This is a genomic window from Endozoicomonas arenosclerae (genome assembly GCF_001562015.1).
GTDB classification, from domain to species: domain Bacteria; phylum Pseudomonadota; class Gammaproteobacteria; order Pseudomonadales; family Endozoicomonadaceae; genus Endozoicomonas_A; species Endozoicomonas_A arenosclerae.
This window is the reverse complement of record NZ_LASA01000172.1, coordinates 1-26871: the sequence shown is the minus strand read 5'-3', so window position 1 is coordinate 26871 and position 26871 is coordinate 1. Positions and strand designations below refer to the sequence as shown.

Here is a 26871-nt window from a genome sequence, read left to right as displayed (position 1 = left end):
CTCTGAGATAGCCAAGCATACCTCCTTCAACGTCTTGTCTACTTCATCGCTAAAGACCACTCTTCGATACTTTGCTGGACAGACCAAGTGATACATAAGAACAGTGACATTGTGGGATTTGTGGATGAACCTACTTTTAGCCATCCACAAAATGTAGTCACAAGTTCATGCTGCGGCTAATGCCGCAGAAACGCAGCAAGCTGCGGGGAATATGACCCGTAGAGATTTAAAAATTAAATTAATTAACCACTTTAAAAAACTGATCACCCTATTGAATAAAGTAATCGACAAAAAACCAAGCCTTTTCTAACAAGTTAACCATTTAGTAATAAACACATACTCGAATTCTGTCTTTAAAAGCACCAGACAAAAAAAACCGCACACCTGACATGATCAGAAAATGTGCGGTATTTTTTAAGAACCGATATAAGAAGAAAGGATCAGCGCTTGAACATCAGAACAATCTGACGACGCAGTCTGTCTCTCAGTGGGGTAATATCCAGATCACCTTCCTGAACCAGTCCCTCGTATTCAACCTGCTGAATCACAGAAGCAAACAACTGCGCATCGGTTTCAGGCTGGGAGGAGCCAATACGTTTAAAAATAGACACCAGACTGTTCAGCAGGTAGGTCTGATGATTAAACGCGATGGGTCGCAGGTTCTCATTTCTCAGGCACTCCAGCTGGAAAGCCCTTTCTGCGATCAGGTAATCACGATGCTCTGTCAGCTGGCTGGTGACATAATTCACGGCCAGTTCCAGCATCTGTTCAACAAACTGATCTCTGGAGTCCGGGGAGCCATCCAGCAGGGACAGCGCTTTTTGCAGCTGATCATCAGAGTCTTCCCAGAATGCCTTGAAAGTTTCGGCACCCATCTCCACGAAGAGTGTGAAGGTATCAGTGATCAGATCGGAAATATCTTTGAAGTAGTAGGTGGTCGCAGAGAGTGGCACCTGGGCCTCTTTGGCCACAGCACGGTGTCTGACACCTCGCACACCATCTCTTATCACAATACGGAGTGCGGCTTCCAGAATGGTTCGGCGGCGTTGCTCACTATTAGCCCGGCTGGTTTTACGCCCCTGGTATTTCAGAGTTCCGTTTCCGAGAGCTGCTCCTTCATTCTGGGCCATCTGCGATAGGACGCGTTTACTTGCTTCGCTGTATGTTGCTTCCATGAGGAAATTGCCTTGCAGTTGCCTGTTAGTCTTATGACGCTTGATCCGATCTCTAAAGGTAAGAGACGAAGTCCGATTGCGCCAATTTCTTGTACTTCAGCTTCACGAAAACTCACTGGAATTGATTCCGGTGGAGCTACGACAAGCTTGGTCAATGGCCGCTGAAGGCTGAGCTGCAGTCCGGCAGACAGAACACCTGTCTGCCGAAACATCTATCGAATGTTATTGCTGGGGCCGCATGTGCGGGAACAACAGTACATCACGGATAGAAGGTGCGTCGGTAAACAGCATGACCAAACGATCAATACCAATACCCTCGCCCGCTGTTGGCGGCAAACCATACTCCAGAGCGTTGATGTAGTCGGCATCGTAATGCATGGCTTCATCATCACCAGCGTCTTTTTCTTCGACCTGCTGGCGGAAACGCTCAGCCTGGTCTTCAGCGTCGTTCAACTCGGAGAAACCATTGGCGATTTCACGGCCGCCCACAAAGAATTCGAAGCGGTCGGAAATGAATGGATTGTCATCATTACGACGAGCCAGAGGGGAGATCTCTGTTGGGTATTCGGTAATGAATGTCGGATCCATCAGACGGTGCTCAACGGTTTCCTCAAATATCTCGATCTGAATCTTGCCCAGACCCCAGGTACCCTTGACCTCGATACCCAGCTTTTCCGCAACCTGTGAAGCTGAATCAATGTTATCGATATCAGCAGCCTCAAGATCCGGATTGAAGTGCAGTATAGAATCGAATACCGACATACGCACAAAAGGCTTGCCGAAATCGATCTCGTTACCCTGGTAAGTCACAGTGGTTCCACCGGTCACGTCCTTGGCCAGACGTTTGAACAGGGCTTCCGTGTGATTCATCATGTCGACGTAATCTGCGTAAGCCTGGTAGAACTCAATCATTGTGAATTCAGGGTTGTGACGTGTAGACAATCCTTCGTTACGGAAGTTCCGGTTAATTTCGAACACACGTTCAAAACCACCCACCACCAGACGCTTCAGATAAAGTTCCGGAGCGATACGCAGGAACATGTCGATGTCCAGTGCATTATGGTGAGTCACAAACGGACGAGCGGTTGCGCCACCGGGAATCACCTGCAGCATCGGGGTTTCCACTTCCATATAGTCCTGTTCATGGAAGTAGTCACGAATCACCTGAACGATGCGTGAGCGAATGCGGAACGCTTCACGGGATTCTTCACGGGTAATCAGATCAACATAACGCTGGCGGTAGCGCATTTCAGTATCGGTCAGACCCTTGTGCTTCTCAGGCAGTGGACGCAGGGACTTGGTCAGCAGCTGGACCTGCTCCATATCCACATACAGGTCACCTTTACCGGAACGCTGCAGGGTACCTTCAGCACCAATGATGTCACCGAGATCCCAGGTTTTGGCTTCTTTCAGAATGGCTTTGTCCAGTACCTTGCGGTTCACGTAAACCTGGATGCGACCGGACATGTCCTGAATTTCCATGAACGCGCCACGGTTCAGCATGATACGGCCAGCCACCTTGACCCGTTTACCCTTTTCCAGCAGCTCTTCCTTGCTGGCCTGGGCAAATTCTTTCTGCAGATCAGCCGCCAGAGAGTCACGACGGAACTGGTTAGGGAAAGCCACCCGCTCAGAACGAATAGCAGTGAGCTTCTCGCGACGAAGAGCCACCAGCCGGTTCTCTTCCTGGGCATCTACGATCTGTTCTTCAGACATATTTTCTCCAGTTCGCCCCCTTGGGGGCTGGGAGTTTACAGTGACTGTTAACTCCCTACTGTTAGCTAAACTTTCAAAGACCCTTTTTCAGGCTGGCTTCGATAAACTTATCGAGATCACCATCCAGAACGGCCTGGGTATTACGGGTTTCCACGCTGGTTCTCAGATCCTTGATCCGGGAATCATCCAGTACGTAGGAACGAATCTGGCTGCCCCAGCCGATATCTGACTTGGAATCTTCCAAAGCCTGGGCATCTGCGGTACGTTTCTGCATCTCCAGCTCATACAGCTTCGCTTTCAGCTGCTGCATGGCCTTGTCCTTGTTTTGATGCTGTGACCGCTGGTTCTGACACTGAACCACAATACCGGAAGGTTCGTGGGTAATACGCACAGCGGAGTCGGTGGTGTTTACGTGCTGACCACCCGCACCACTGGAACGGTAAGTGTCGATTCTCAGATCTGCCGGATTGATCTCAATCTCAACATTGTCGTCGATCTCGGGAGAGACAAAGACAGAAGAAAAAGAGGTGTGACGACGGTTGCCCGAGTCAAATGGAGACTTTCGTACCAAACGATGAACACCGGTTTCGGTTCTCAACCAGCCAAAAGCGTATTCGCCCGTAAACTGAACGGTTGCCGACTTGATACCCGCGACTTCACCGGCAGAGACTTCAATGATTTCTGTCTTGAAGCCTTTCTGCTCACCCCAGCGAAGATACATCCGCAGCAGCATGTTGGCCCAGTCCTGGGCTTCAGTACCACCGGAGCCAGACTGGATATCCAGGTAAGCGTTATTGGGATCCATCTCATTGGAAAACATACGACGGAACTCAAGCTCTTCCAGCTTTTCGCTCAGCTGGTCCAGCTCTTCAACAACGCCAGCAACACCGTCTTCATCCTGCTCTTCCACAGACATTTCCAGCAGTTCACTGGAATCTTCCAGACCTGAAGTCATCAGATCAATGGTGGAGACAATGCCTTCCAGGGTAGAACGTTCTTTACCCAGAGCCTGGGCCCGTTCCGGCTCATTCCAGACATCCGGATCTTCCAGCTCTCGCTCTACTTCCTGCAGACGCTCGCTTTTGTGAGCGTAGTCAAAGATACCCCCTAAGCACGTCAGTACGCGCTGTAAGATCTTTAATACGCTCCTTGATAGGGTTTACTTCAAGCATGACTTATCGCTCAGTATCGTTCAGTGTGTTCGATGAAAAATCGGGAAATATGACTCTAACTGCCGCTATTCACCATGAACAAGGATACTGCTCCCGGATCAGGAACAGACTCGTATGGCTTTCTTTGGGCAATGAGAGGAAGGGAATATTTCCACAATAAAAAATAGCCGATCATTGTACCTGATCAGCGTGGGTCTTGGAATCTTATAGAAGTAAAAGCTGCCTGCTGAGGATCAGAAAGCAGCCAGTATTTTTGGAAAACTAGATCAAGCCATCCAGGACGCTGAAGTCAATTTTTTTGAGGGCCTGACATGCCGCTCTTCTCTCTTTATCATCTTCTGAGTCCTGCATTATCTGCAGAATTTCCTCAAAGTCGCTAATAACCTCATACGCTGAATTTATATCATCAACCAGCTCAGTAAACTTCTCTACCATTTTTACCGATACATTATCGGAATCAAGGTATCCGGACACTTTGGAGGCTACGTGACTTTCCAGATCGCCCAACCGTTCCCTGAAAGAGCTAGAAATAGCCCTCAGCCCATCTGCATGATCGTCCAACAATTTATCATTTTTAAAAACTATGGTCCCATATTCACCTTGCAGCCTGGATTTAACAGAAGGTTTCGCCTTTTTCCATTCCCGCCTGGCGTTGCTCTCAGTTTTCAAACCGGATAAAAACTCCCCCAGTAAACCTCTTACCCAGTTTTTAAAAGACTTTAGCGGAGTCCTCAATATAATTTCATCCATAGAGAAATAAGTACAAAAGTCTTCAAGGCCTTTATAGGATCGAGTTATTTTTAAAAAATGTTCATCAAGTATGATATCTGGCATCACTGGCAGCCCGTCAGTCAATTGCCCCACCTCAAAATCATCCGATGATTTAGAGCTCGCCAGTAATCTTTCCAACAGAGGTTCTAACACTGATTCTCGTTCATTCTGAACCTCCATATCCTCTGTTTCACTTTCGACCTCGACTGATAGCTTAGGGGACAGACCCTTTTTCTCCGGCTCTGCAGCCACAACCGTCTCAGGCTTTGTGCTGACCGAACCGGCTTCATCATCGGCCTGAAAACCGGATTCGGAGCCTTTATCACCCTGCAACGTATCTTCATCATCACTGTCAACACTCCACCCTTCATCCTGCTCTCCAACAAAAGGCAGCCAGCCCCCTCCCGTAGGGGTTAAAAGTGGTTGTGTAGCCACTGGTTTAGCAGGCACTTCAACGAGTGTTTCCGTTTCAGAAGGCTGTACTTCCATTTCATCATCAGTATCAAGCCCTTTCCCTGGTGGGATCTTTGCGAGCATCTCCTCTGGCAGATCAAGGAAAACCATCAATGGTATACCCTCTGCTTTCAGATCCACTTCCACATCAACAGGCTCGGATGACTTCACTGAGAGTTTGCACTTTTTCATGGGCCCTGAATCATCGGAAGTGATCATGGATTTAGTGACCGCATCCCAGTCCATTACACCTTCTCGTTCCACAAACCTTCTCTTTCGTGTTTCCGGCAGCCCCACGTGAACATGCTCACCGAGATCCGCTGAAAGAGGGTCGACACTGATTTTCTTGGGTTTGGTTCTTTTGGCTTTTTTAGGCGAAACATCGCTATCACATTCGGACAAGGGCTCTGCAGGCCTGGATGGTGCAGGCTTATCAAGATCGGCAAGGTGATCCTGCGATTGAATGAAAGCTGTTATATCGCCGGATACCTGATGCTGCTCTCCTCCCTCGGCTAGCACTGCATCCTGCCAATGCCATTGAGGTTTGCCTTTTACAACATTAACCCCTGCATCTGTCTGATCCAGAAGGTATTTAAAGGCCTCGGCCTCCAGTTCAGATAATCCTTGCTTCTCCAACTCTTGAGGCGAAGCATTCAAAAAAGCGACGAGCCAGCTGTGCATATTCGGGTAGCTTTTAACAAAGTCAGGGCCGGTAAAGTGGAATGCTTCATCCTTGTGACCCAGGCTGTTTCTGATCGACCAATAACGGCTGTAAATGGTACTCAAAGGCATATCCCTGAAGCTTTTCTCCACCCAGGGAGGGAAAAACATGATCACGGGCTCTCTTCTAAGCCGCTTCTTCTCCAGAGCATCACCAGGAAAAATATTCTTACATTTACTCTCAATGGAATACGCGTAATTCACGGCCAATGGCAGTTGTCTCCAGTTAAAGGGGCTGCCCTGACAAGCCTCATCAAGAGTACTGGCCCATTTTTCTGCTTTTTTAACATTTTTACCTGCAGTGAACATTTTCTCGATACTTCTGGCCTTGAAGATCAACCATTCATAAAGATGGCTTTCGCCAGATATCACTTCCTTAAGGGCATCAACGCCACCTTTGCAGGCCTCCTGAAGCTCAGTAAGATTATCGCTGTCACTCTGGGAGAGCTCATCACCGTCATAGGTTGCTCTGGAAGGATCAGGCTGAGGCACTTCAGGAAGTTTATAGCGGAACGTGCAGTCATCCCAGGACTGTCGAAACACAGGGTCAAAAGCGGCAGGAACATAGCTGCCCGCCTGACTACCCAGGGAAGGGACTGTAGAAGCGGTAGGAATTTGAGCTGTTTTTTCAATGACAGACTGCCTGAGACTCCTTCTCGGGCCTTCGCTGTATGGCACCAGCTTCATCTCAGGAGAACTGGACTTTTTTCTGACCATCAGTCCTTTGAATGACGCGCCAGATTCTTCCGAAGTGGATGAGGACTTTCTCACAGGGTACTCTTTACTCAGAATGTCCCAGGCTTTCGGTCTCACATCGCCATACTTTCCACGCCCTTCCATAGACGGCTCTCCTTCCTTGAGCTGAACTAAAGTCCAAAATTAATAAATCACTGCCCATTCTGACTCGTTATGCCCTTAAAAGTTCCTTATACCTCTATGGGAACTAACCCACTGCTCACATTGCTACAGAGAGCTATATATCAGTGTGTGAAGCACCTTCGGGGAACATTTTTCCTACAACTGAGTCAAAGCCCCTGACATGAGAACGAAACAACCAAGAGGTTTACACCATGATCAAACAGAAACTGACCGCATTAGCCCTGATCCTTCCCCTGACTGCTGTGACCCTGACCGGCTTCGCTGATGAAGAAGATCAGAAGCAGGAAGAAAGCACTAAAAGCGAAATGGTCATTGACCTTCAGAACCTGGTGGCTGAGAACGAAGACACCACTACTGAAGAAGAGTCTTCTACTGAAGAAAACAAGCGCTTTGAACTGCTTTCAGACAGAGGCGAAGCTGGACGAAAGTAAGATCGAACCAAAAACCGGTATCCGATCTGGCTTCTGCTGTCATGGACCCGCATAGACAGCAGAAGCAACTACTCTCTTTCCCTGATGAATAAATATTTCAATGTTGTAGCAGGAAAAGCGAAGACATGAATCAAGTCTCAAGAATTCTAACGTTGGCAACCCTATTAAGTGCCCGTTTACTATTGGCTGACAGTTTTATTTGCCCCTCTGCCGAAAACCTTTATCTCAATGACAAAACTCATAAGTGGGAAGCCCCTTTAACAAAGGGAATGCCTTCACACTGGCAAAGGCTGGCTTCTCAAAATGAAGAAGAGCAGAAAGATGAAGCTGCAGCCGGAAAAAGATTCCGTTTCTCCACCGCGCATTTTCTGATTACCAACCCAAAGGAACCTGTAGAGCGTTTCTTCCATCAATTTTACTGCCAATATGAAGGCATTGATCAGACAGACAGTACTATAGTGCTATCGCCTGTAAACCCAGCCCTGGTGAATCCGATAAACAATGGTTCTCTGGAGATGGATTATCGAACTGACCTGCCTTTCTGGTTTGAAGGTGACAACTGGAAAACGGTAGAAGAACGCTTGCCAGAAAAAGAGCCGTTTAATGGCTGGTTTGGCTGGTTCTGGAACTCTATTGACGACGCCCAGCGAAGAGTGGCTGTTCATACCATCAAAACAAAACCTTGTTGAACTCTACCCTTCATTGCGGACTTATCACAGCTGCTCACCTGAGAGTTTTGATCCTGAACAATGCCCGCTAAAGATGGCACAGGTTTATATTATGCAGAACCTGTCCAGCATTTTCTCATACCATGCAAAACAGATAGATTACGTTCTTCAATATGAGTATCACCTGGACGGATTACTCATCGACAACGCCAATATCAGCACATTCTCTGACTCTGTCTACAACCCAAACTATCTGTTTACGGGCTTGGAGGATGCTACATCGATTCAAGCAACAGATCAGACCCGATTGCTGATCACTGGAGCCAATGGAACAGAACTTACCCTGCCAGAAGAGCCCAGTTTTAGTGATTTAACGTGTGGGCTGGACCATTACGGCAGGAGGAAACTCTGTCCTAAAGAAGTGCCGGGGGTGGAACGGGCAACCTGCCTGGACAATATCAAGGAGTATATTGATCCTGACTATTACACCCTGATTGCGCCCTACCCGACCATTGATCATGACAAACAAAGAGCCACGCGCTTCAAGTGCATCATGTACAGAACCGCCAAAACCGGTGCACAAACACCAAAGCCCGGACTCTTCTGATCAGCAGACTAAAAAGTCATACCGTCCTGCATGAGATATGACTTTTTTCAAACAGGATTAAGCCATCAGAGCACTGCGTGCTCTATGGCTCTTCTGAATGGCGGTAAAGAATCTAGAATCATACGACCATATCTTGCCGTAACAACTCTGCGATCCAGTAAGGTGATCTGACCGGTATCCTGCTCCGTTCTTAACAAACGACCACAAGCCTGTACCAGTTTAATAGCCGCATCCGGAACGGTTATTTCCATAAACGGATTTCGACCCTGGGCCTCAAGCCATTCTGACAAAGCGGACTCGACAGGATCATCAGGCACAGCAAAAGGTATCTTGGCAATAATCACGTGTTCACAGTACTCACCCGGAAGGTCAATCCCTTCTGCCAGACTGGCCAGTCCAAAAAGAATACTGTCCTTGCCGTCATCTATATTCTTGCGATGAAGTTTTAAAAGCTCCTGACGGGAATAATCGTCCTGCAAAAGAATCTTCTTTCGCCAATCATCATCCAGACCACAATGTACGTCTTTCATCTGCTTTCGGGATGAAAAAAGCACCAATGTGCCTTTTTGACCGGACATCAGGTTAGGCAACAGTTCAACGATCTCATCTGTGTGTTCTTCGCTCTGCCGTGGATCAGACAACATATCCGGCACCACCAGCTGAGCAGCCAGACTGTGCTGGAAAGGACTGGGAACAACGACACAACGGGATTCAGAAGGCACACCGGAACGCATACGGAAACGGTTAAAGTTACCTAGAGCCGTTAAGGTTGCAGAAGTCACTATGGAAGCGTATCCAGGATTCCAGAGCGTCTGCCAGAGTGTTGCGGAAGAGAGTATCGGACTACTGAAGACCTCCAGTTCTTCGCCAAATAGCCCTTCACTCCATTTCAACCATCGGGCACTGGGTGGTTCGCCCTCAGGGTCTTTCATGGTGTAGGTCAGCCACAACTGAAACTGGCTTTCCAGTCGCATCTGCATGGCACCGATTTCAGGATACAACTGTTCGGCCTGCCAACGATCGATACCTGGCACATCACCATCCATAGCATCATTCAGTTCCTTGGCCACCTTTTCAACCATGCCACTGCATTTGCTGAATCCGACTTTCAATATTTCTGCCTGTTGTCGCACTTCCTCAGGCACCTTACCCTCAGGAAAACGATAAACAGCTACCGTCATATCACCCTGAATTCGGGGTTCAAACGTAGCGATGCCATGCAAGAGTGTTCGGGTATGACCCAGAGCATTGACCAGATCATCAAACTCGGGCATCAACTTTTCCAACCGTTCTCCCAGTTCACCCGGCAGAGCATTCTGGAACAGGGTTTTCTGGAGGTATTTACTGGCTTTTTCCAGCCAGCTGGCTGTGCCTTTTACCCTGGAATGGCAGGCAAAATGATCAATAGCCTTATCAGGCAGGTGATGACCTTCGTCAAACACATAAACCGTATCTTTTGGATCCGGCAGAATGGCACCCCCACCCAAAGCCAGATCAGCCAGCACCAAATCGTGATTGGTCACCACAACATCGGCCTGCTCCAGATCACCACGGGCTTTGTAGAACGGGCACTGATTAAAGTAGCCACAGCGACGCCCGCTGCACTGGGCATGGTCAGTGGTTATCATCCGCCACTGCTGATCTTCCAAGGCATCAGGCCAGCTGTCACGATCCCCCTCCCATTTGGAAGCAGCAAACTCTTCCAACATGTTCTGGTATAACTTCAGAGAAGTCTCATCCTGATCCAGGGTAATACCGTCTCCAGCAAACATATCCATCAGAGAAGCCGTCGACTGCTCTTCCTGAAGCAAGCGATCCAGTTTACTGAGACATGCGTACCGCCCTCTTCCCTTGGCCAGAGTGAAGGAAAACTTGAGACCGGTTTTCAAAATGATATCGGGCAAATCCTTGCCAATAATCTGTTCCTGAAGCGTCACTGTGGCGGTGGAGATCACCAGCCGCTTGTCGGCAGCCTGAGCCATCACCACAGCAGGCAGAACGTAACCTACCGTTTTACCCGTACCCGTTCCCGCTTCAACCACAATAACGGAAGGATCAGAAGTTCGACGCCCATCACTGTCGGTTTTGACGTCACCCAGAGAACGAGCCACCTCAGCAATCATCTGTTTCTGACCAGGCCGGGCTTTAAGCTTCTTGCTCTCCAGAAACGTACTGTAGGCCTTCTGGATTTTCTTTTTCTGTGGCTCTTCAAGCACTGTGCTGATCACCGACCGGCTGGTTTGGGATTTTTTTCATCAGGGACATCAAATGAAAGCCACCAAAGATGAGAATCATATAACGATCTTTCATAGACAGCGGTGCCCCCATGGCAGCAAAGCGGCGACTGAAGAAGAAGTGCTCAACCGTATGCATGAGTAACAGTGCCGGAGCGACCCACTTGAGCACGGTCCCCATGGGCTCAGCCACGGGCACAAAAAGATTCAACAGTGCTGCAAGCCAGAATAAAACCACCACTGCTTTGCCAAGACGCATGTATCTGATCCTGTAATTTGAGTAAAATGATATTCTATCGAAAACCGCTCACTCCTGCTCGTAGAAATCCATGACAGAAACCAGTTCAGAGAAAAAATCGGAAGAAAACCACTGCCCCTGTGGTTCAGGTCAATCGTATCAGGCCTGCTGCGGCCGCTATCACTCCGGAGAAGCAGCACCCACAGCAGAAGCCCTGATGCGCTCACGGTTTTCAGCCTACTTTCTGAAGAATACAGAGTATCTGCTGGCCACTACCTGGCAAAGACAGGTAGAGGGTGTCGATAAAACGGGCATTCACAAACGTGCTGATACCACTCAATGGACTCGCCTTGACGTTATCAGTACAGAATCGGGTGGCATAGCGGATACAAAAGGCAAGGTTGAGTTCAAAGCCTGGTTCCTGAATCCGGCCACAGGGCAGGAAGAAGCTCACCACGAAAACTCGGATTTTATTAGGGAACAGGGTCGCTGGTATTTTATTTATCCGGATATTCCCGCCAAACTGCCAGGCAGAAACGATCCCTGCCTTTGTGGCAGTGGTAAAAAATATAAGAAGTGTTGTGGCTGAAGTACACAAGTAACTGACAGACAAAGATTCTATGGCAACCACAGTAGAGGCCTTGCTGGATCACTTAGGACTTATCTGAAAAACCCGTTCGTTCTAAGCTTTTCAAAGCCCAATACCACCACCCTTCATCAAGCTCAGGGTGAGCGGAATCCATGTGAAAACAGGGAAGTTATTTCAAACAAATCTGTAGTGCCTGAGGCCTGTCTTTTTGTTAGGAGCAGGAAAAATTATTTGAAGATGCAGTGCTTGGCATAATCCGTAGCATCATTGGTGCTCCAGTCCCCCTTCGGCTTTTCTTGCAGTGCCTGGCACCATTCTTCACTGCCAACTTCAGGCGCACAACCCGAAAGAAGCACTGACAAAAGTAGAAGAGGGATTGCTGCGATGTATTTCATACGGAATTCCATTCTGAATGACCGGCGCGAAACCTTAGCATATTTTGGCCGTCAAGCGCACTGAGCTCCATATCTCAATACGCCATTCGCTTTAGAATTTCTGTTTGCTATCTCACTGCAAAAACTAAAGCCCAGTTTCTATACTGTTTGATGATCACTCAACGACAGACTACATATATTTAGTACGTTTTGAGGATCTCCACTATGCAAAAAGCACTTGGTTTATGCCTGGGTACAGCAGCTTCAATCGCTCTGGCAGAGAGTACACTGACGCAATCGATCAATCCGTCGGATGCCAACATAAACTCATTCAGTCGTCTTTCAAATGCGCAAGTTGAACAACACCTGTTACTTGACCGGAATCAGTTCGAAAAAGCACAAGAGAGCTTCAATGATACCGGAGTCTGGCCCGATTCCAGGCAGGGCTGGTTTGCTATTGATCAGATGACAATAGAGATGCAGGGCGAAGGGAGTCAATTTACCTTGTGTACCCGAGTTCCCATCGCTCATCTCGTTCCCAGCAAATCTGCAGTAACCGAAGATGGACGTGAAATCCAGTATACTTTCAAAGGTACGGCAAAACGGAAAACCTGGAAATTCTTGATCGATCCGGAACAAACACTAGCCCACTGCAGTCACTTTGAGATAGACGGACAAACAACCAGCTATTCAGAACTTCTGAAACAGCCACCGGCCAACCCCATTCCAAACACCTTCTATACCCTTAATATTCGCTACGGCCAACCTTTAACAGACTTAGCATCAACGCTTGGTAATGCTGTTATTCCTGGCATGCTTCAGTGCACTACTGGGAGCTCAAGAGACGCTCAACGAAGCAACAAGCAGTCTTCAGGTAGAGGCTTTTGGAAAACCCTTTGCTGCTGGTGCTGTACCTCTTCAGGGGAAACTACCACCCCGGACAAGGCAGGTCAGGCTCTGGCAGGAGGCCAGGAACCTCCTCCGCCACCAGAACAAAGGAATACAAGACAAGAGCCTGCATCTCCACCTGTGTTTGAAGAAGAGTCAGATAAAGGAAAACTGAAAAGCGTGATGGAAAGCTTTCAAGGTGATACTTCGCGGATTGGCAGGATAGCAACTACTGTCAATTTCAGTGGAGGCCCCACACAATGGGCGAACGAACACCTGAATTTCCCTCCAACCATGAGCCAGATTGATGCTACTTCAAACACCCTCACTCATTTGGTAAATAACCCTTCTGACCTGATTTCATTTCTGAATTACATCACAGACACTGAAGCCAAGAGGATCAGAATGGCAATGACCTCTTCACGACAGCCTACCCAAAGACGTTAAAAAGCTCAGATTGAGTAAACTACCCAGTCCGGATATCCCAATCATCACCGGACTGGCCTGCAAAGGATTGCATGAAACCATGCTCTTCTATCCCAACCTCACGCCAGTAACAACCTTCATTTGATAGGTATCAGCCGAAACGGTATTGACGTATATCAAAAAACCTCTTTAAAAATACTGTAATAATCTAATAGTATTACGGGTCATCACATCTAAACAGTTAGATATAAGTCTCAAGACAGATATCTGCCGGGTGAGAATAAGCCCGGTCAGGGTTAGAGTGAAACAACGCCGGATTCATACAGGCGACGTTTTCAAATAATCAGGAGCCACTCTCTACCCATGCACTGTCAATCATGCGTGGGAGCACAGTGGCCATAAATAACCAAAAAATAGCCAAAAGCTTGGAATGCCGACTCTGATAAAAACTCTAAATCAGCAAGGCGGCATTTCCTTTTATATCGAGGAGCGCAAAGCATGTCTGTTCTGAAGAAACTGGGTATGGCCGTTATGGGGGCTGGCCTGGCGGCTGCCACTTCTGCTGCAACCGCGGCTACTGCACAGCAACAGTTTGTCACCATTGGTACCGGTGGCGTAACAGGTGTTTATTACCCTACCGGTGGTGCAATCTGCCGCCTGGTTAACCGCGATCGTAAAGACCACGGTATCCGCTGCTCCGTAGAAAGCACCGGTGGTTCTGTTTACAACCTGAACACAATCCGTTCCGGTGAGCTGGACATGGGTATCGTTCAGTCTGACTGGCAGTACAACGCCTACAATGGCACCAGCGCCGAGTTCAAGGATCAGGGAGCGGACAAAAAACTGCGTGCTGTTTTCTCTATCCACCCAGAAGCTTTCACCATTGTTGCCCGTAAAGACGCCAAGATCGTTAATTTTGAAGATCTGAAAGGTAAGCGCGTTAACATTGGTAACCCAGGTTCTGGCCAGCGTGGCACTATGGAACAGCTGATGGATGTTTACGGCTGGACCAAAGCCACCTTCTCCCTGACTTCCGAGCTGAAGTCCGCTGAGCAGGCCAAAGCCCTGTGCGACAACAAAATCGACGCTTTCGTATTCACTGCCGGTCACCCAAGTGGCTCCCTGAAAGAAGCCACTTCTTCCTGTGAAACTGTTCTGGTTAACGTAACCGGAGACAAGGTTGAAAAGTTGATCGCTGACAATCCTTACTACCGTTCTGCCACCATTCCTGGCGGCATGTATCAGGGCAACGACAAGGACACCAAGACTTTCGGTGTTGCTGCGACCTTCGTTTCTTCTGCTGACATCAACGATGAAGCGGTATACAACATTACCAAGTCCGTGTTTGAAAACCTCGACACCTTCAAAAAGCTGCATCCAGCGTTTGCCAACCTGAAAAAAGAAGAGATGATCAGCGATGGCCTGTCCGCTCCTCTGCATAACGGTGCCAAGAAGTACTTTGAAGAAGCAGGCCTGCTGACCAGCAAATAAGCCTCAGCTTCAAATACTGAAAGACCATCGACCTGACTAAACAGCCATGAGCTCATATAAGTCAGGCGATGCTACACAGGACAGCATTTCGCTGTCCTGTCGTTTTTTCCCGAGTTGATTCTTTGCTGGTTCAGCATCGCAAAAAATCATTTTAACTACACAGGACGTGTAATCTGTCAGGAAGTAAATCTATGGAAGCCGTTTCACCCTCTCAGGAAAAAGAGGCGCAGGCTCTGGTTCAGCAATCTGACCAGGGAGCCAGATCCCCGGCGGGACTGGCCGGTCGTCTCATTATTGCCATTACACTCTGCTGGTCCCTGTTCCAGCTCTGGTACGCTTCACCACTGCCGTTTATTTTCAAAACAGGGATTTTCAATGATACCCAGGCGCGGGCTATTCATCTTGCCTTTGCCCTGCTGTTAACGTTTCTGGTTTTTCCTGCCAGAAAACTGTCTCCCAGAGACCGTATTCCTGCCCTGGACTGGATACTGGCTATAGCCGCCAGCCTCAGCGCTGCCTATCTCTACATTTTCAGTACTGAGCTGGCTCGTCGTGCCGGTGCGCCCACCACTATGGACCTGATCACGGCAGGCACAGGCATGATTTTGCTGCTTGAAGCCACTCGCCGCGCTCTTGGACCGCCCTTGATGATCGTAGCCATTGTTTTCCTGGCCTACACCTTTGGCGGTCCTTATATGCCTGATGTGATAGCCCACAAAGGTGCCAGCCTTAATAAAGCACTGTCGCATTTCTGGATTACTACGGAAGGTGTATTCGGTGTAGCCATCGGGGTATCCACCAACTTTGTCTTCCTGTTTGTTCTGTTCGGAGCCATGCTGGAACGCGCCGGAGCCGGTAACTATTTCATACAGGTGGCCTTCTCCCTGCTGGGTCATTTGAAAGGAGGCCCTGCCAAGGCGGCTGTAGTCTCTTCAGGCCTCAGTGGTGTAGTGTCAGGCTCTTCCATTGCCAACGTTGTAACCACCGGCACCTTTACCATTCCATTGATGAGAAGAGTCGGCTTCCCTGCTCACAAGGCTGGAGCTATTGAGGTAGCTGCTTCCACTAATGGTCAGCTCACACCGCCTATCATGGGTGCTGCAGCTTTCCTGATGGTAGAGTATGTCGGCATTTCCTATCTGGAAGTCATCCGTGCAGCCTTATTGCCCGCCCTGATCTCTTACATTGCCCTGTTCTACATTGTTCACCTTGAAGCGGTGAAAGCAGGTATGGAAGGTCTGCCAAGACGCAAGACCCGAACAGCCATTCAGGCCCTGATGTCGTTTACCGGAACCTTTGCCGGTCTCTGTGCTATGGGTGCTGTCGTATACTACGGCATTGGCTGGACACGGGATTACATGGGTGACTTTGCACCAGCCATTATCATTGCAGCATTACTGACCAGTTATGTCCTGCTGGTTAAACTGGCGTCATCACAACCGGACCTGCCCGAAGACTCCGAGGAAACACTGAGCCATACTCCAGAGCCGGGTCCTACCCTGAAGCGTGGTCTCTACTTCCTGTTACCACTGGTGATTCTGCTCTGGTGCCTGACTGTTGAGCGCTTCTCTCCGGGCCTGTCTGCTTTCTGGTCAACGGTAGTGATGATTTTCATTACCCTGACCCACAAAGCCATGATCCAATGGTTCCGCAAGAACGTCATTGATAAAGGTGAAGGTTTCCGTGACCTGATGGACGGCCTGTCCTCTGGCGCAAGAAACATGATCGGTATCGGTGTTGCTACCGCCACTGCAGGTATTGTTGTTGGCGCAGTGACATTGACCGGTATTGGTCTGGTAATGACTGAATTTGTCGAATGGGTTTCCGGCGGCAACATCATAATCATGCTGATCTTTACCGCTATCATCTGTCTGGTACTGGGTATGGGTCTGCCGACCACGGCCAACTATATTGTGGTTTCCACATTGATGGCTCCGGTTATTGTCACTCTGGGCGCACAGTCCGGTCTGATCGTGCCACTGATTGCGGTCCACCTGTTCGTCTTTTACTTTGGTATTCTCGCTGACGACACTCCACCTGTGGGTCTGGCAGCTTTTGCCGCATCAGCGATAGCGCAATCCGATCCGATTAAAACCGGTATTCAGGGCTTTACCTACGATATTCGTACAGCAGTTTTGCCGTTCATGTTCATTTTCAATACTGAACTGCTGCTGATCGGTGTCGAAAGTCCACTGCAACTGGCTTTGGTGGTAGTCAGTGCCACCATAGCAATGCTGGTGTTTGCTACCGCGACACAAGGCTACTGGCTGACCAAGACCCGTTGGTACGAAACCGCGGCACTACTGCTGATTGCTTTTGCCCTGTTCCGCCCCGGCTTTTTCTGGGATCGCATGTTCCCGGCCTATGAAACGTTCAAAGGCACTGAAATTGTTCAAGGTGTGGAAACTCTGCCAGAAAACAGTGAAGCCCGCCTCTGGGTTTCCGGTGAAAATCTGGAAGGCAGAATAGTCAGCAAACTGGCCATTCTTCCAGCAGGCAGCCTGAGTGAAGGCACTGAAAGACTCAGAGAAATGGGCCTGGAAGTCATCGAGAATGAAGACCAGCTGGTCGTTGATATGGTCGGCTTTGACAGCCCAGCTGAGAAAGCCGGTATCGACTTTGACTGGAAACTCGATACTCTGGAAGTGCCTGCTGAACGCCTGCCTCGAGAGTTAATCTGGATTCCTGCCCTGCTGTTACTGGGACTGATCTTCCTGGGTCAGAGAAAACGTCGGAGAGAGCTGGCTCACCCAGTCGCTTAACGACTCTTATGAAATCCGGAAGACCCTTGCGGTCTTCCTGGATACTCTAAGTTCAATGAAACAATTTAGAGATGGAAAGCTGGAATAATATTTTTACAGCAAGAATTTGCCTTAAAATAACTTCCTGATTTACACATGAACTCCGTTCACCCTGAGCTTGTCGAAGGGTATTGGTATGGGGCTTCGACAGGCTCAGCCCGAGCGGGTTTTGAGTGGTTTTCAACAAAGAGTCTTTTTCAGGACTATACCTAAAAACAGTTCCATCAAAAATTTGATGTCAGTTTCTTAACGCAGTCAGCGCCTTTGTTTGAAACATGATTCACCTTTCTACCCACCTTATAGAATGACAGGGCATTCCCACAGGTCTGAGCTCTGACCGTTGTTTCCAGAACCTTTTCGTACCCCTCTTCCAGCCAGTCGACAGCTTGTTTCATGCCAAGAACAAGAGGCATTCTTTCCGTCAGGGGCGTTAACTCTCCCAGAGCGGGTCGGGTAAGAATGGCACAGGAATCATAACTGAGCTGGTCATCAACCGGGTAACTCTCCCAGACACCTGCCAACAGACACAAGCCACCCGACTTTGGACGTATAAACCAGGGCTGACTTCTGCCCTGTATCTTCTGCCAATCGAACCAGCCGTCTGCCAGAATCAAACAACGCCGCTCTTTTATTGCATCGCGAAACATAGGCTTTTCTGCAGCCGTTTCAGCCCTTGCATTAATCTGCGCTCGGGAAAAATCATTGAGCCAGGCAGGCACAAGCCCCCACTTTACCCGAGTCGTTTCTGGTTTACCTTTTGAGTTATTTCTGACAATGAGCACCTGCTCACCAGGCGCAACATTATAGGAGGGGATATTGGCTTCAGGCTTGCGGATACCCAACCAGCCAAGATCGATCTGGTCGGCCATCAAGGTGTATCGACCACACATGGCTAGTCTTCCCTTGTGTCGGTAGTGTCTTCCAGAATGGGTGAAGCCTTGAGGTACTCCTCGATCAACTCTTTAGCCAGGCCGGCGTCCACATCTTCCACATACAGACCCAGCAGGCCGGCAGCAGGTAATTCGCCAATCGCACCGGTCAGGTAACTGCCCCCTAAATGACAGACAATGCCATGACTCTGGAGCACATCCTTGAGACATTGGGCCTCAAGAGGATTTTCGGGACTGAATATCTTGATCATGACTTAATAAAAACATAACCATCGTCGTTAAGAAAGCCCTAACATTTATATTCACTTGTGACAAATGATGCCAGGGCCTGCTATTACCATTACTTCAGATAGACCGTTTTGATCTGACTGACCAGCTCGTTGGCTTTGGCTCTCTGGGCACTGTTCAGAAGCTCTGATAATTGCTGCTTCTGCTTGCGCGCTTCAGGGATAAAGTCACCTTCAGAATCTTCCAGACTCAGGGAAGTCCACATATAAGCAGCAATCAGATTTCGATCCGTCCCGGCACCTTTAAAATAAGATTTACCCAGTTCAAACTGTGCCTCCGGGCTCTTGCCCTGACGGCCAGCAGCCAGCTCAATCAGTTCAAAGCCTTTTTTAGGGTCTTTGGACACGCCACCCAGACCGTCACGATAGGCTTTGCCCAGCAACAACTCCGCTTTTACATTGCCCGCTTTAACCAGCGGTGTCAGCAAAGACTCTGTCTGACCTGACTGCTCGGGCTTGTGCTTGCCCGTTACCAGCAGACTGCCCGCCTGGAGCATAGCCTGTTGATCACCTGTCTTTGCCTGTTTCACCAGACTGGCAAAATCCACAGCCCAGCCACTCAGGGAAAACAGTAATGTGATAGCCAGTAGCCCCCCCTGGCATTTTTTGTTCAATGACATCTACCACCTCTAGCCACTTGAGCAGTCAGCTGCTCTTCATATCATTTTTGTAACGATCAATAAGAGCGTTGTATTTACAGGCGGTGAGTATACACACTCATGGGTGCGAATACTGCAGGGTATGAGCCCGGAAGAGTAAGGAAAAATGTTAAATCGACATAAACAAAAATTTATACATTTGTCTTAAACTTCACTTTCATCGTAAACCGTTACAAAGTGCCACATCCCGGCTACAGACCCTTAAAAGTAATGCCTATATAATCAACGGTTTAATTAACTGTGAAAGTTTTGCATCATTTATGTGACAGCACTACTGAGGCTTTGAGACGCTTTCACACATGACTGTTATGAAAGGCAATATCCCGGAACAGATGGAACGCTTTGAAGAAATCCGACCCTATCACGACCATGAAGTAAGACCGGCTCTGGAACGCCTGTTGCATGACCGTGAACTTATCCAGGCACTGGTGCACCACCAGTATCCCCGTGTTCCCGGCTATCTCAGTGGTCTTGCCGGCTGGCTGACTTCCATGGGACTTCGTTACAAACTGAAGGACATTCATAATATTGAAGGCCTTCAGCAGGTGATTGAGCCTTACCTGACCCGGGTAATTGAAGGCAGCACTGCGGGCATCAGTTTCTCAGGCTTGGACAAACTGGATAAAAGTCAGGCCCATCTGTTCCTGTCCAACCACAGGGATATTGTTATGGATCCGGCCTTTGTCAATCTTGCTGTCTACCGGCATGGCATGGAAACTGTTCGTATTGCCATTGGCGACAACCTTCTGCAGCGCCCCTTTGTCAGTGACCTGATGCGCCTGAACAAAAGCTTCATCGTAAAGCGCTCAGTGGAAGGACGAAGGGAAAAGCTCAGGGCTTACCAGACGCTGTCTGCCTATATCCACCACTCTATTGATTCAGGCCACCCGGTGTGGATTGCTCAAAGTGAAGGCCGGGCCAAAGACGGTGACGACAAAACCGACTCCGCCATTATTAAAATGTTTCATATGAGTCGAAAAGCGGCGGACACCTCATTTGCCGACAGCATTCGCTCCATGAACATGGTTCCGGTGTCTATTGCCTACGAATACGATCCCTGTGATACCGCTAAAGCCAAAGAACTTTATGAAACGGAAAAACACGGGAATTACGAAAAGTTTGAAGGTGAGGACATGCAGAGCATTGTCACCGGTATTGAAGGGTTCAAAGGCAGAGTCCACGTTTCTTTTGGCACACCTTTAACAGAAGAATACGAAAATGCCAATCAGGTGGTGGAAGAAGTAGACCGTCAGGTTCACCAGAACTATCATTTGTTCGCCTCCAACCTGATTGCTTTCGACCGGATTCGTTCTGAATTCCCTGAAGTTACAGATCAGTCACTGGAAGCTCTGTTTGAGCGCTTCTGTCCTGAAGAATCCCGTGACAGTAAAATCAAAGAATTTAATAACAGGTTGGCCCAGTGCCCGGAAGATCACCAACACTGGTTCCTGAAAATGTACGCTAACCCGGTCATTAATTACTTTCGCCTCAAAGGCCACTGACCATGTATAAACTCTGCTTTTTTGTCCCCCACAGCCATCTGGATACAGTAAAGAGTGCTGTATTTGCTGCGGGGGCTGGCCGCTACGAAAATTACGACAGTTGTTGCTGGCAAACAGCAGGCCAGGGTCAGTTCCGTCCTCTGGATGGCAGCGACCCGTTTCTTGGCAGGCAGGGAGAAGTCGAAAAGGTGGATGAGTATAAGGTCGAGATGATCTGTGCAGATGAGTATCTGGATGCCGCTCTGGCGGCACTCAAGGCAGCACACCCTTACGAAGAACCCGCTTTCGAAACCTGGCCGATTCGCATTTCCTGAATTTACTGTGCAGGAAATGCCTCACTCATATAGGCCATCAAGTTCTTCTTAGCTTTGTGTTGCTCCCTTATATCACCCAACAGTTGAGCAAATACCTTTTGCTGTCCCTGGTCAGATAATATCTTTTGACACTCCACCAGTAGTTCAACCGCTTCTTTGTAACCCTTGTTCGACTTCTGCTCTATAGAGGACTGAACCAGCTTTTCATAAATCACTCGAGAGCGCTCACCGTCTTCCCGATAATGTTTACGCAATTCATAAAGCATTGTGACATCAATACTCGCATCACTGACCAAAAGCCAGGCAGACTCAAGATCCGACTCGGATAAATACGTCAACGTCAATGTATTGAGCACTCGATAATGAAGGTAGCCGCCGGTATTAACCAGACGCTCATTCATCCAGTCCAGGGCTTTCTGTCGCCAGTCTTCATCACTTTTGAGCTCATCCGACAGCTCTTTCAGGTGCTCATAAGTTGCCAGTGTCGGTGACTCTGTAAACTGCTCCCAGACATCCTGAAGTGCTTCTGAACTTCGTCCAGTCTTAACCAACAATGCCTGCTGCAGTTCATGAATTTCAGCTGACTCACTGAAGCGACTGTTCTGACGGGCCCGATCAAGATAGTTTTGAGTCTGCTCGTATTCCCCCAGCTTCATATAGCAGCGGGCGATGACCAGATACTCGTCTTCGGTTCTGGCTATCTTTTTGTACAGCTGGATCAAAGTCTTATAGTCATTTTCCTGCCTGGGTACGACTTCCAGAACTCTAAGCAAACGATCATAGCTCAAGCGATCCCGCCAGCTGTCACTTTTCAGCCTGGGCAACTCATCCCAACGAATTTGTGCGATCTCTAAAAAAGCGTCCAGACACTCGGCAGTCATGAAATCGCTAAAATCATCCGGAATACGGCCGTGCCACTCTTCTTCATCCTGTAGAAGCAGCTCGATCAGATGCTGGGCTTTCAACGCTTCAGACCAGCTCAAGGCACCAAAAGCCTCAGCATAGAGTCGTTGTATCTGAGCTATGGCTTCAAACCTGAAACCTCCGGAGTCATCTACTGTCTCCAGTGCCCTCACGATTCGGGACATAGCATAATCCAACAGTTCCATCTGATCGGTAGCAGCCAGCTTTTTTAATGGCAGAGACAAGGTGGAGAATACATATTCTATGTTGGCAAAATACTGCCTGACCTGACCATATCGAAAGTAATGACGATTGTAGGGAATGGTTGCAGTTATTCGTTTACGGATGGTTTTCCGATCCATTATGCCCAGAGAAGTCTCAGCCTTGAGCAGCCACTCCTCTCGAATAGCACGACTACTGTCTATCATTTCAACCAGATGCCCTACCAGCTCTTCTTTTGGCATCTGCAAAAGGTAAGCTTCCAGTACATCGGCAGACTGAGCCCCTTTTTTGACCTGGGGGACAGAAACCTTCTCTCGCAGAACCATGGCCACGGCGACACAGTGCTTGCAAAAATCAATGCCGTCAGAAGCAGGACAGTCACAACTGCCATCAAGCGCGCTCTGGGTATAAACCAGATTGACCTTATAGGTCTGATTACCCTCAACATCAGCCGAGGCCCGCTGCCCCTGGATAGTCAGCTCACCTACCCTGCCTTCCTGGTAGTATGCCTTTCCCCGGGAAAAAGCCTTTTCGCCTGCCAGTTTCACTAACTGCTGATCGGTAATTTCCGGCCTGTCATTCACGCTGTGTCAACCTGGTAAAATAGCACTCAGAATGGATGTACCCGATGGGATCCCACAGTGTCCGTTACAACCTTGAATATGAATCTCTTAAACTGGCTTCCGGAAACTTCCACAAGCTTAATCTATCCAATGCCTCTACGACAATCATTTGCCTTAAGCGTTGCTCACAGTTTATGGAATAAGAAGAGATCGCCCCTTACTTTTGAAAAATATACAAGGCAAAACCTCGATCTCTTTCCAATAGTGCAGGATCTGAGTCTCGTTTCAGCATTGGTGTTGTGGTATTTTTCGGCACTTTGCTATCGAGCTTGTTGACCTTGATTGTTGTACCTGTCATGTACGCTTTACTCTGCAGGAAAACCCAGTCGCCAGAGCACATTACAAGACAGTTGGAATCTCAGATGAGCGAAATGAAGCAGCCTGCTTGAACCACTCAGAGTAGTATCAACATCCAATGAATATGTCCGATTGTCATTTACTAGCCGATTATTCTCTGGAAATCATCGCCAGAGAGGCTGCAGCCGTTGCGCTTGCAAGAACCGAGCTGGCTGCCGGTACAGAAGTTAAAATTGCCTATCTCGGCAGTGAAACTCTGGAACAACGTCTGGCAGCCGTTGAGGCTCTGGCAGCTAATCAGCTGAACCCGATGCCGATTATATCTTCCCGGCGGCTGGATTCAGCCAACACCCTGGAGACTTATATCAGCGAAGCGAAAAAGGTCGCAGATATCGACCGTGTTTTTGTGGTTGGTGGTGATCCCGCCAAACCACAAGGCCCCTTCTCAGACTCTCTGGAAGTCATAGTCTGTGATCGTTTGCAGTCGTTTGATATCCAAACGGTTGGTATTGCCGGTTATCCCCAGGGAAATCCTCATATACCCGATGAAGTACTGGAAGATTATCTGATCCGCAAATACCAGGCATTAACTGAACGAGGGTTTAAAGTCGAAATCACCACTCAGCTGGCGTTCGACGCAGAAGCGGTTATTCGCTGGATTGAGCAAATTCGCCGCGATGGTATTAATGCTCCGGTACGTGTGGGGATTCCAGGACCTACAACATTGACCGGCCTGTTAAAATTCGCCAAACAATGTCGGGTCAGTACTTCTTTAGGCATGTTAAAACAATTCGGCTGGAAGGTTACTTCACTACTGGCTCCGGTCGGACCAGAGTCTTTTGTAACGGCGCTGCAGGAGGGGATCCAGCAAAAAGGCTTAACCGGTGTTCACCTGCATATTTACCCCATGGGCAATTTAAACGGTTCAGCGCAATGGGCAAAACAACACCTGTCTTCTGGTGAATGTTAAAACCCAGGCTGAAGATGAAAAGGTGACTTTCAGGACGCTACTTTACGACCCGGAAGAATAATATCTTCCATGCGTTGAGGAAAGTCACCAACCTGACGGTCATTAAAGTAATGGCGGAGTGTGCGGCTGATGGTATTAAAAGCCAACTGATCCCAGGGGATCTCTTCCTCACTGAACAGAGCCACTTCTTCGCTCTCTTCTCCGGCACTGAACACCGGTTTTTCAAGGTGTGCGAGAAAAAACACCGAGAGTTGGCCAACATGGAGAATATTGAACAGTGTATACAGTGACTGAATGGTGACTTCGGCCCCGGCTTCTTCCATGGTTTCTCGAAGAGCCCCCTGCTCCAGCGTTTCTCCCAGCTCCATAAAACCACCGGGCAAAGTCCAATACCCTTTACGAGGCTCAATGGAACGTTTGCAGAGCAGAACCTTGCCGTCATGCACAGGCAGGCAGCCTGCGACGATTAACGGGTTTTGGTAGTGAACTTTGCCACAGTTGTCACAAACATCACGCAGCCGGTTATCGCCCTCAGGGATTTTTTTACTGACCTTAGAACCGCAATCACTGCAGAAATTCACTGTCATTCCTTCTAACTATGAAAATCTTTCTTTCACCTTAACCTGATTATTATCTGAAGTCACTTCAATAACAGCTTGTTAAAACGTTCATTTTTTATAGCCGCTTCCCCCTTAAAACGTAAAATTAATTGTTAATCCTATTAACGTTTACTGAATATTCTCAGATAGCCCATGACTGGAGTACAAAATGCATACCATTTCTTACCGGACTGACCATGCAGTAAAAAATATCTGTGTTATGATCATTTCAGAGTCCGAAAAAAACAGACCCTGGTGAGTCATAGCCTGTTTTCTGCTCACTGGCACCCAGGGCCAATAATAATAATTTCCAACGGCGCCCTTTTTCATCGTCATCTTATTTCTGATTTTCAAATGACGCCTTGGAAGCCAGAGATTCGCTTGTTATATGTTGATTACAGAAATTGAACAAAGACTCCGCAACCACCAGCCTAGAACTATAGACACACGCCTGCCCGAAGCCGCTGTATTGGTACCACTTGTCACCAATCATCAGGGGTATGCCACCGACGTTATCCTTACCCGAAGAGCTTCTCACCTGAACAAACACAGTGGCGAAGTCGCCTTTCCCGGTGGCAAACGTGAAGAGGACGACCGGGACCTGATTCATACCGCCCTGAGAGAATCCCACGAAGAGATAGACCTTAGCCCTTCTTCAGTGGATGTACTTGGCAGTATGGGGCCGGTTATATCGAGATTCGGCATCAAAGTGATTCCAATCATAGGTTCAGTACCTGAAGGCTTAACGCTCAATGCCAATGCGGAAGAACTGGACCGTATCTTTACCGTGCCGATCGACTTTTTTACAGATCAGGAAAATCTCCAGTTTGATCACTGGAGTATGAACGATAAAAACTACTCCATGCCCTCGTATCAATACGGCGAGTATCTGATCTGGGGGTTGACCGCCATCATGCTGGTCGAATTTCTGAATGTGGGAATGAACACCAAAATTCCACTGGATGCCCCGCAATTTCATGTCAGCCACAGTTACCCTCTGACACGATATAAATCTGAAACCCGACAACCGAAACCCACACAAAGAAATAAAACGGCCAGTCAATGATTTATACACTGAAGGATCGACAGATCACCCTGGAAGGGAATGAACATTTTATCGCCGACAATGCCACCCTGATTGGCTCCGTTCATCTTAAAAACAAGACCAGTGTCTGGTTCAATGCGGTCATTCGCGCAGATCATGAATCCATCACCATTGGTGAAGAGAGTAATATTCAGGACGGAGCTGTTTTACATGCTGACCCGGGTTTTCCTATCAATATGGGGAAAGGCATTACCGTTGGCCACAAGGCCATGGTTCATGGCTGCACCATTGGTGACCACTCCCTGATTGGCATTAACGCCGTGGTACTTAATGGTGCACAAATTGGTAAACACTGCATTATTGGCGCCAATGCTCTGATTACTGAGAACACCGTCATTCCTGACGGATCAGTGGTGATGGGCTCCCCTGGCAAGGTGGTCAAAACACTGGATGCCGAGAAAAGAAAACAGCTGGAACAGGCTGCTCTGCAATACGTGATGAACTCTTCGTATTTCAATGAGCATCTGGCAGTGGATAAGCGCTTTCAGTAATTAGGAAAAGCCCTGAAATAGCCTCCTTGTTGAAACCCTCTCAAAACCCGTTCGGGCTGAGCCTGTCGAAGTCCAACACCACTACCCTTCGACAAGCTTGTATGTTTAACCTGTCTCTAATTATTTGTATAAGGTTAGAGGCGGGGGTGAGGGGCATCGACTGCTTACTGCCTTTCGGACAGACTGACTGAGAAATCCCCACCCACAAGCATGAGCGACGATTAGGAGCACTCCTACCTTACGGTAGACAATTTTTGCAAGCTAACGCCAGCTTGTGGTCACCCCCCCCCGTATGAAGATTAGATCTAGGTGACCGTTATGGAAACAATACTTAACTTCATTGGTATTGATGTGTCTTCGCAATGGTTAGACATTT

General features: G+C 48.4%; 26 protein-coding genes. 13 read left to right on the top strand and 13 right to left on the bottom strand.

Annotated elements, in window-relative coordinates; genetic code table 11:
- The 5 genes from WG89_RS29710 to WG89_RS25425 all read right to left on the bottom strand — a co-directional run.
- Positions 1-144: transposase (locus WG89_RS29710; protein WP_172806915.1), on the bottom strand; the 144-nt coding region annotated here is incomplete at its 3' end.
- Between the two features lie 296 nt (positions 145-440).
- Entirely contained in the window at positions 441-1175 is a 735-nt protein-coding gene (locus WG89_RS25440; protein WP_245662983.1) for a TetR/AcrR family transcriptional regulator, read from the bottom strand.
- A 222-nt stretch (positions 1176-1397) separates the two neighbouring features.
- On the bottom strand, positions 1398-2891 hold the full coding sequence (gene lysS / locus WG89_RS25435) for a lysine--tRNA ligase (protein WP_062270482.1): 1494 nt from the start codon (positions 2889-2891) through the stop codon (positions 1398-1400).
- 73 nt (positions 2892-2964) lie between these two features.
- Positions 2965-4063 (bottom strand): peptide chain release factor 2 gene (prfB, locus tag WG89_RS25430; protein ID WP_153301821.1). Its coding sequence is split into 2 segments (ribosomal slippage): positions 2965-3987 and positions 3989-4063, totalling 1098 coding nucleotides; the frame shifts between segments, so codons are not numbered across the junction.
- 261 nt (positions 4064-4324) lie between these two features.
- Complete coding sequence (locus WG89_RS25425) at positions 4325-6847, bottom strand: hypothetical protein (protein WP_062270480.1); 2523 nt, start codon at positions 6845-6847, stop codon at positions 4325-4327.
- A 230-nt stretch (positions 6848-7077) separates the two neighbouring features.
- On the opposite strand from WG89_RS25425, the gene WG89_RS25420 reads away from it, so the two are divergent.
- From WG89_RS25420 to WG89_RS25410, 3 genes are all read left to right on the top strand, one after another.
- Positions 7078-7317, top strand: a complete 240-nt coding sequence (locus WG89_RS25420; RefSeq protein WP_062270479.1) for a hypothetical protein — start codon at positions 7078-7080, stop codon at positions 7315-7317.
- A gap of 125 nt (positions 7318-7442) precedes the next feature.
- A complete protein-coding gene (locus WG89_RS25415; RefSeq protein ID WP_062270478.1) occupies positions 7443-8006 on the top strand; it encodes a hypothetical protein in 564 nt (187 codons plus the stop codon).
- Positions 8007-8097: 91 nt separating this feature from the next.
- Positions 8098-8592, top strand: coding sequence for a hypothetical protein (locus WG89_RS25410; RefSeq protein ID WP_153301820.1), 495 nt, complete (start codon positions 8098-8100; stop codon positions 8590-8592).
- A gap of 65 nt (positions 8593-8657) precedes the next feature.
- Here WG89_RS25410 and dinG read toward each other — a convergent pair whose 3' ends face one another.
- Together dinG and WG89_RS25400 are read right to left on the bottom strand one after the other, a co-directional pair.
- The gene (gene dinG, locus WG89_RS25405) at positions 8658-10820 is read right to left on the bottom strand and encodes an ATP-dependent DNA helicase DinG (RefSeq protein WP_062270476.1); all 2163 of its coding nucleotides are present in this window, start codon (positions 10818-10820) and stop codon (positions 8658-8660) included.
- Positions 10801-11085 (bottom strand): DUF1145 domain-containing protein, encoded by a 285-nt coding sequence (locus WG89_RS25400; RefSeq protein WP_062270475.1) that lies wholly within the window; start codon positions 11083-11085, stop codon positions 10801-10803. The genes dinG and WG89_RS25400 overlap by 20 nt, the downstream gene beginning before the upstream one ends.
- Before the next feature lie 70 nt (positions 11086-11155).
- On the opposite strand from WG89_RS25400, the gene WG89_RS25395 reads away from it, so the two are divergent.
- Entirely contained in the window at positions 11156-11653 is a 498-nt protein-coding gene (locus tag WG89_RS25395) for a YchJ family protein (RefSeq protein WP_062270474.1), read from the top strand.
- Between the two features lie 227 nt (positions 11654-11880).
- Here WG89_RS25395 and WG89_RS29705 read toward each other — a convergent pair whose 3' ends face one another.
- Positions 11881-12048, bottom strand: a complete 168-nt coding sequence (locus tag WG89_RS29705; protein WP_079254046.1) for a DUF3012 domain-containing protein — start codon at positions 12046-12048, stop codon at positions 11881-11883.
- A 204-nt stretch (positions 12049-12252) separates the two neighbouring features.
- Here WG89_RS29705 and WG89_RS25390 point away from each other — a divergent pair, with 204 nt between their 5' ends.
- From WG89_RS25390 to WG89_RS25380, 3 genes are all read left to right on the top strand, one after another.
- A complete protein-coding gene (locus WG89_RS25390) occupies positions 12253-13362 on the top strand; it encodes a hypothetical protein (RefSeq protein ID WP_062270473.1) in 1110 nt (369 codons plus the stop codon).
- A 477-nt stretch (positions 13363-13839) separates the two neighbouring features.
- Complete coding sequence (locus WG89_RS25385) at positions 13840-14832, top strand: TAXI family TRAP transporter solute-binding subunit (RefSeq protein ID WP_079254045.1); 993 nt, start codon at positions 13840-13842, stop codon at positions 14830-14832.
- 191 nt (positions 14833-15023) lie between these two features.
- Complete coding sequence (locus WG89_RS25380) at positions 15024-17594, top strand: TRAP transporter permease (RefSeq protein ID WP_062270472.1); 2571 nt, start codon at positions 15024-15026, stop codon at positions 17592-17594.
- Positions 17595-17857: 263 nt separating this feature from the next.
- On the opposite strand, the gene WG89_RS25375 is transcribed toward WG89_RS25380, so the two are convergent.
- The 3 genes from WG89_RS25375 to WG89_RS25365 form a co-directional block, all read right to left on the bottom strand.
- Positions 17858-18523 carry an SOS response-associated peptidase gene (locus WG89_RS25375; RefSeq protein ID WP_062270471.1) on the bottom strand — a complete coding sequence of 222 codons (666 nt, stop codon included), beginning with the start codon at positions 18521-18523 and terminating at the stop codon, positions 17858-17860.
- A 2-nt stretch (positions 18524-18525) separates the two neighbouring features.
- Positions 18526-18774, bottom strand: a complete 249-nt coding sequence (locus WG89_RS25370; protein WP_062270470.1) for a putative signal transducing protein — start codon at positions 18772-18774, stop codon at positions 18526-18528.
- A gap of 89 nt (positions 18775-18863) precedes the next feature.
- On the bottom strand, positions 18864-19430 hold the full coding sequence (locus WG89_RS25365; RefSeq protein ID WP_062270469.1) for a tetratricopeptide repeat protein: 567 nt from the start codon (positions 19428-19430) through the stop codon (positions 18864-18866).
- Between the two features lie 338 nt (positions 19431-19768).
- On the opposite strand from WG89_RS25365, the gene WG89_RS25360 reads away from it, so the two are divergent.
- Positions 19769-20971, top strand: coding sequence for a 1-acyl-sn-glycerol-3-phosphate acyltransferase (locus tag WG89_RS25360; protein WP_245662982.1), 1203 nt, complete (start codon positions 19769-19771; stop codon positions 20969-20971).
- Between the two features lie 2 nt (positions 20972-20973).
- Positions 20974-21285, top strand: coding sequence for a YqfO family protein (locus WG89_RS25355; RefSeq protein WP_062270468.1), 312 nt, complete (start codon positions 20974-20976; stop codon positions 21283-21285).
- Positions 21286-21287: 2 nt separating this feature from the next.
- Here the strand turns inward: WG89_RS25355 and WG89_RS25350 are convergent, their stop codons facing one another.
- Positions 21288-22994, bottom strand: coding sequence for an SWIM zinc finger family protein (locus WG89_RS25350; RefSeq protein WP_062270467.1), 1707 nt, complete (start codon positions 22992-22994; stop codon positions 21288-21290).
- 209 nt (positions 22995-23203) lie between these two features.
- On the opposite strand from WG89_RS25350, the gene WG89_RS30690 reads away from it, so the two are divergent.
- Together WG89_RS30690 and WG89_RS25340 are read left to right on the top strand one after the other, a co-directional pair.
- Positions 23204-23422 (top strand): efflux RND transporter permease subunit, encoded by a 219-nt coding sequence (locus tag WG89_RS30690; protein ID WP_153301822.1) that lies wholly within the window; start codon positions 23204-23206, stop codon positions 23420-23422.
- Between the two features lie 26 nt (positions 23423-23448).
- Positions 23449-24300, top strand: a complete 852-nt coding sequence (locus WG89_RS25340; protein ID WP_062270465.1) for a methylenetetrahydrofolate reductase — start codon at positions 23449-23451, stop codon at positions 24298-24300.
- Positions 24301-24329: 29 nt separating this feature from the next.
- Here WG89_RS25340 and WG89_RS25335 read toward each other — a convergent pair whose 3' ends face one another.
- Entirely contained in the window at positions 24330-24881 is a 552-nt protein-coding gene (locus WG89_RS25335) for an NUDIX hydrolase (RefSeq protein ID WP_062270483.1), read from the bottom strand.
- Between the two features lie 406 nt (positions 24882-25287).
- Between WG89_RS25335 and WG89_RS25330 the strand changes: the two genes are divergently transcribed.
- Both WG89_RS25330 and WG89_RS25325 read left to right on the top strand, forming a co-directional pair.
- Positions 25288-25965: a CoA pyrophosphatase gene (locus WG89_RS25330; RefSeq protein WP_079254044.1), complete on the top strand. Its 678-nt coding sequence runs from the start codon at positions 25288-25290 to the stop codon at positions 25963-25965.
- Complete coding sequence (locus WG89_RS25325) at positions 25962-26495, top strand: gamma carbonic anhydrase family protein (RefSeq protein ID WP_062270464.1); 534 nt, start codon at positions 25962-25964, stop codon at positions 26493-26495. Before WG89_RS25330 ends, WG89_RS25325 begins: the two co-directional genes overlap by 4 nt.
- The last annotated feature ends 376 nt before the right edge of the window (positions 26496-26871 follow it).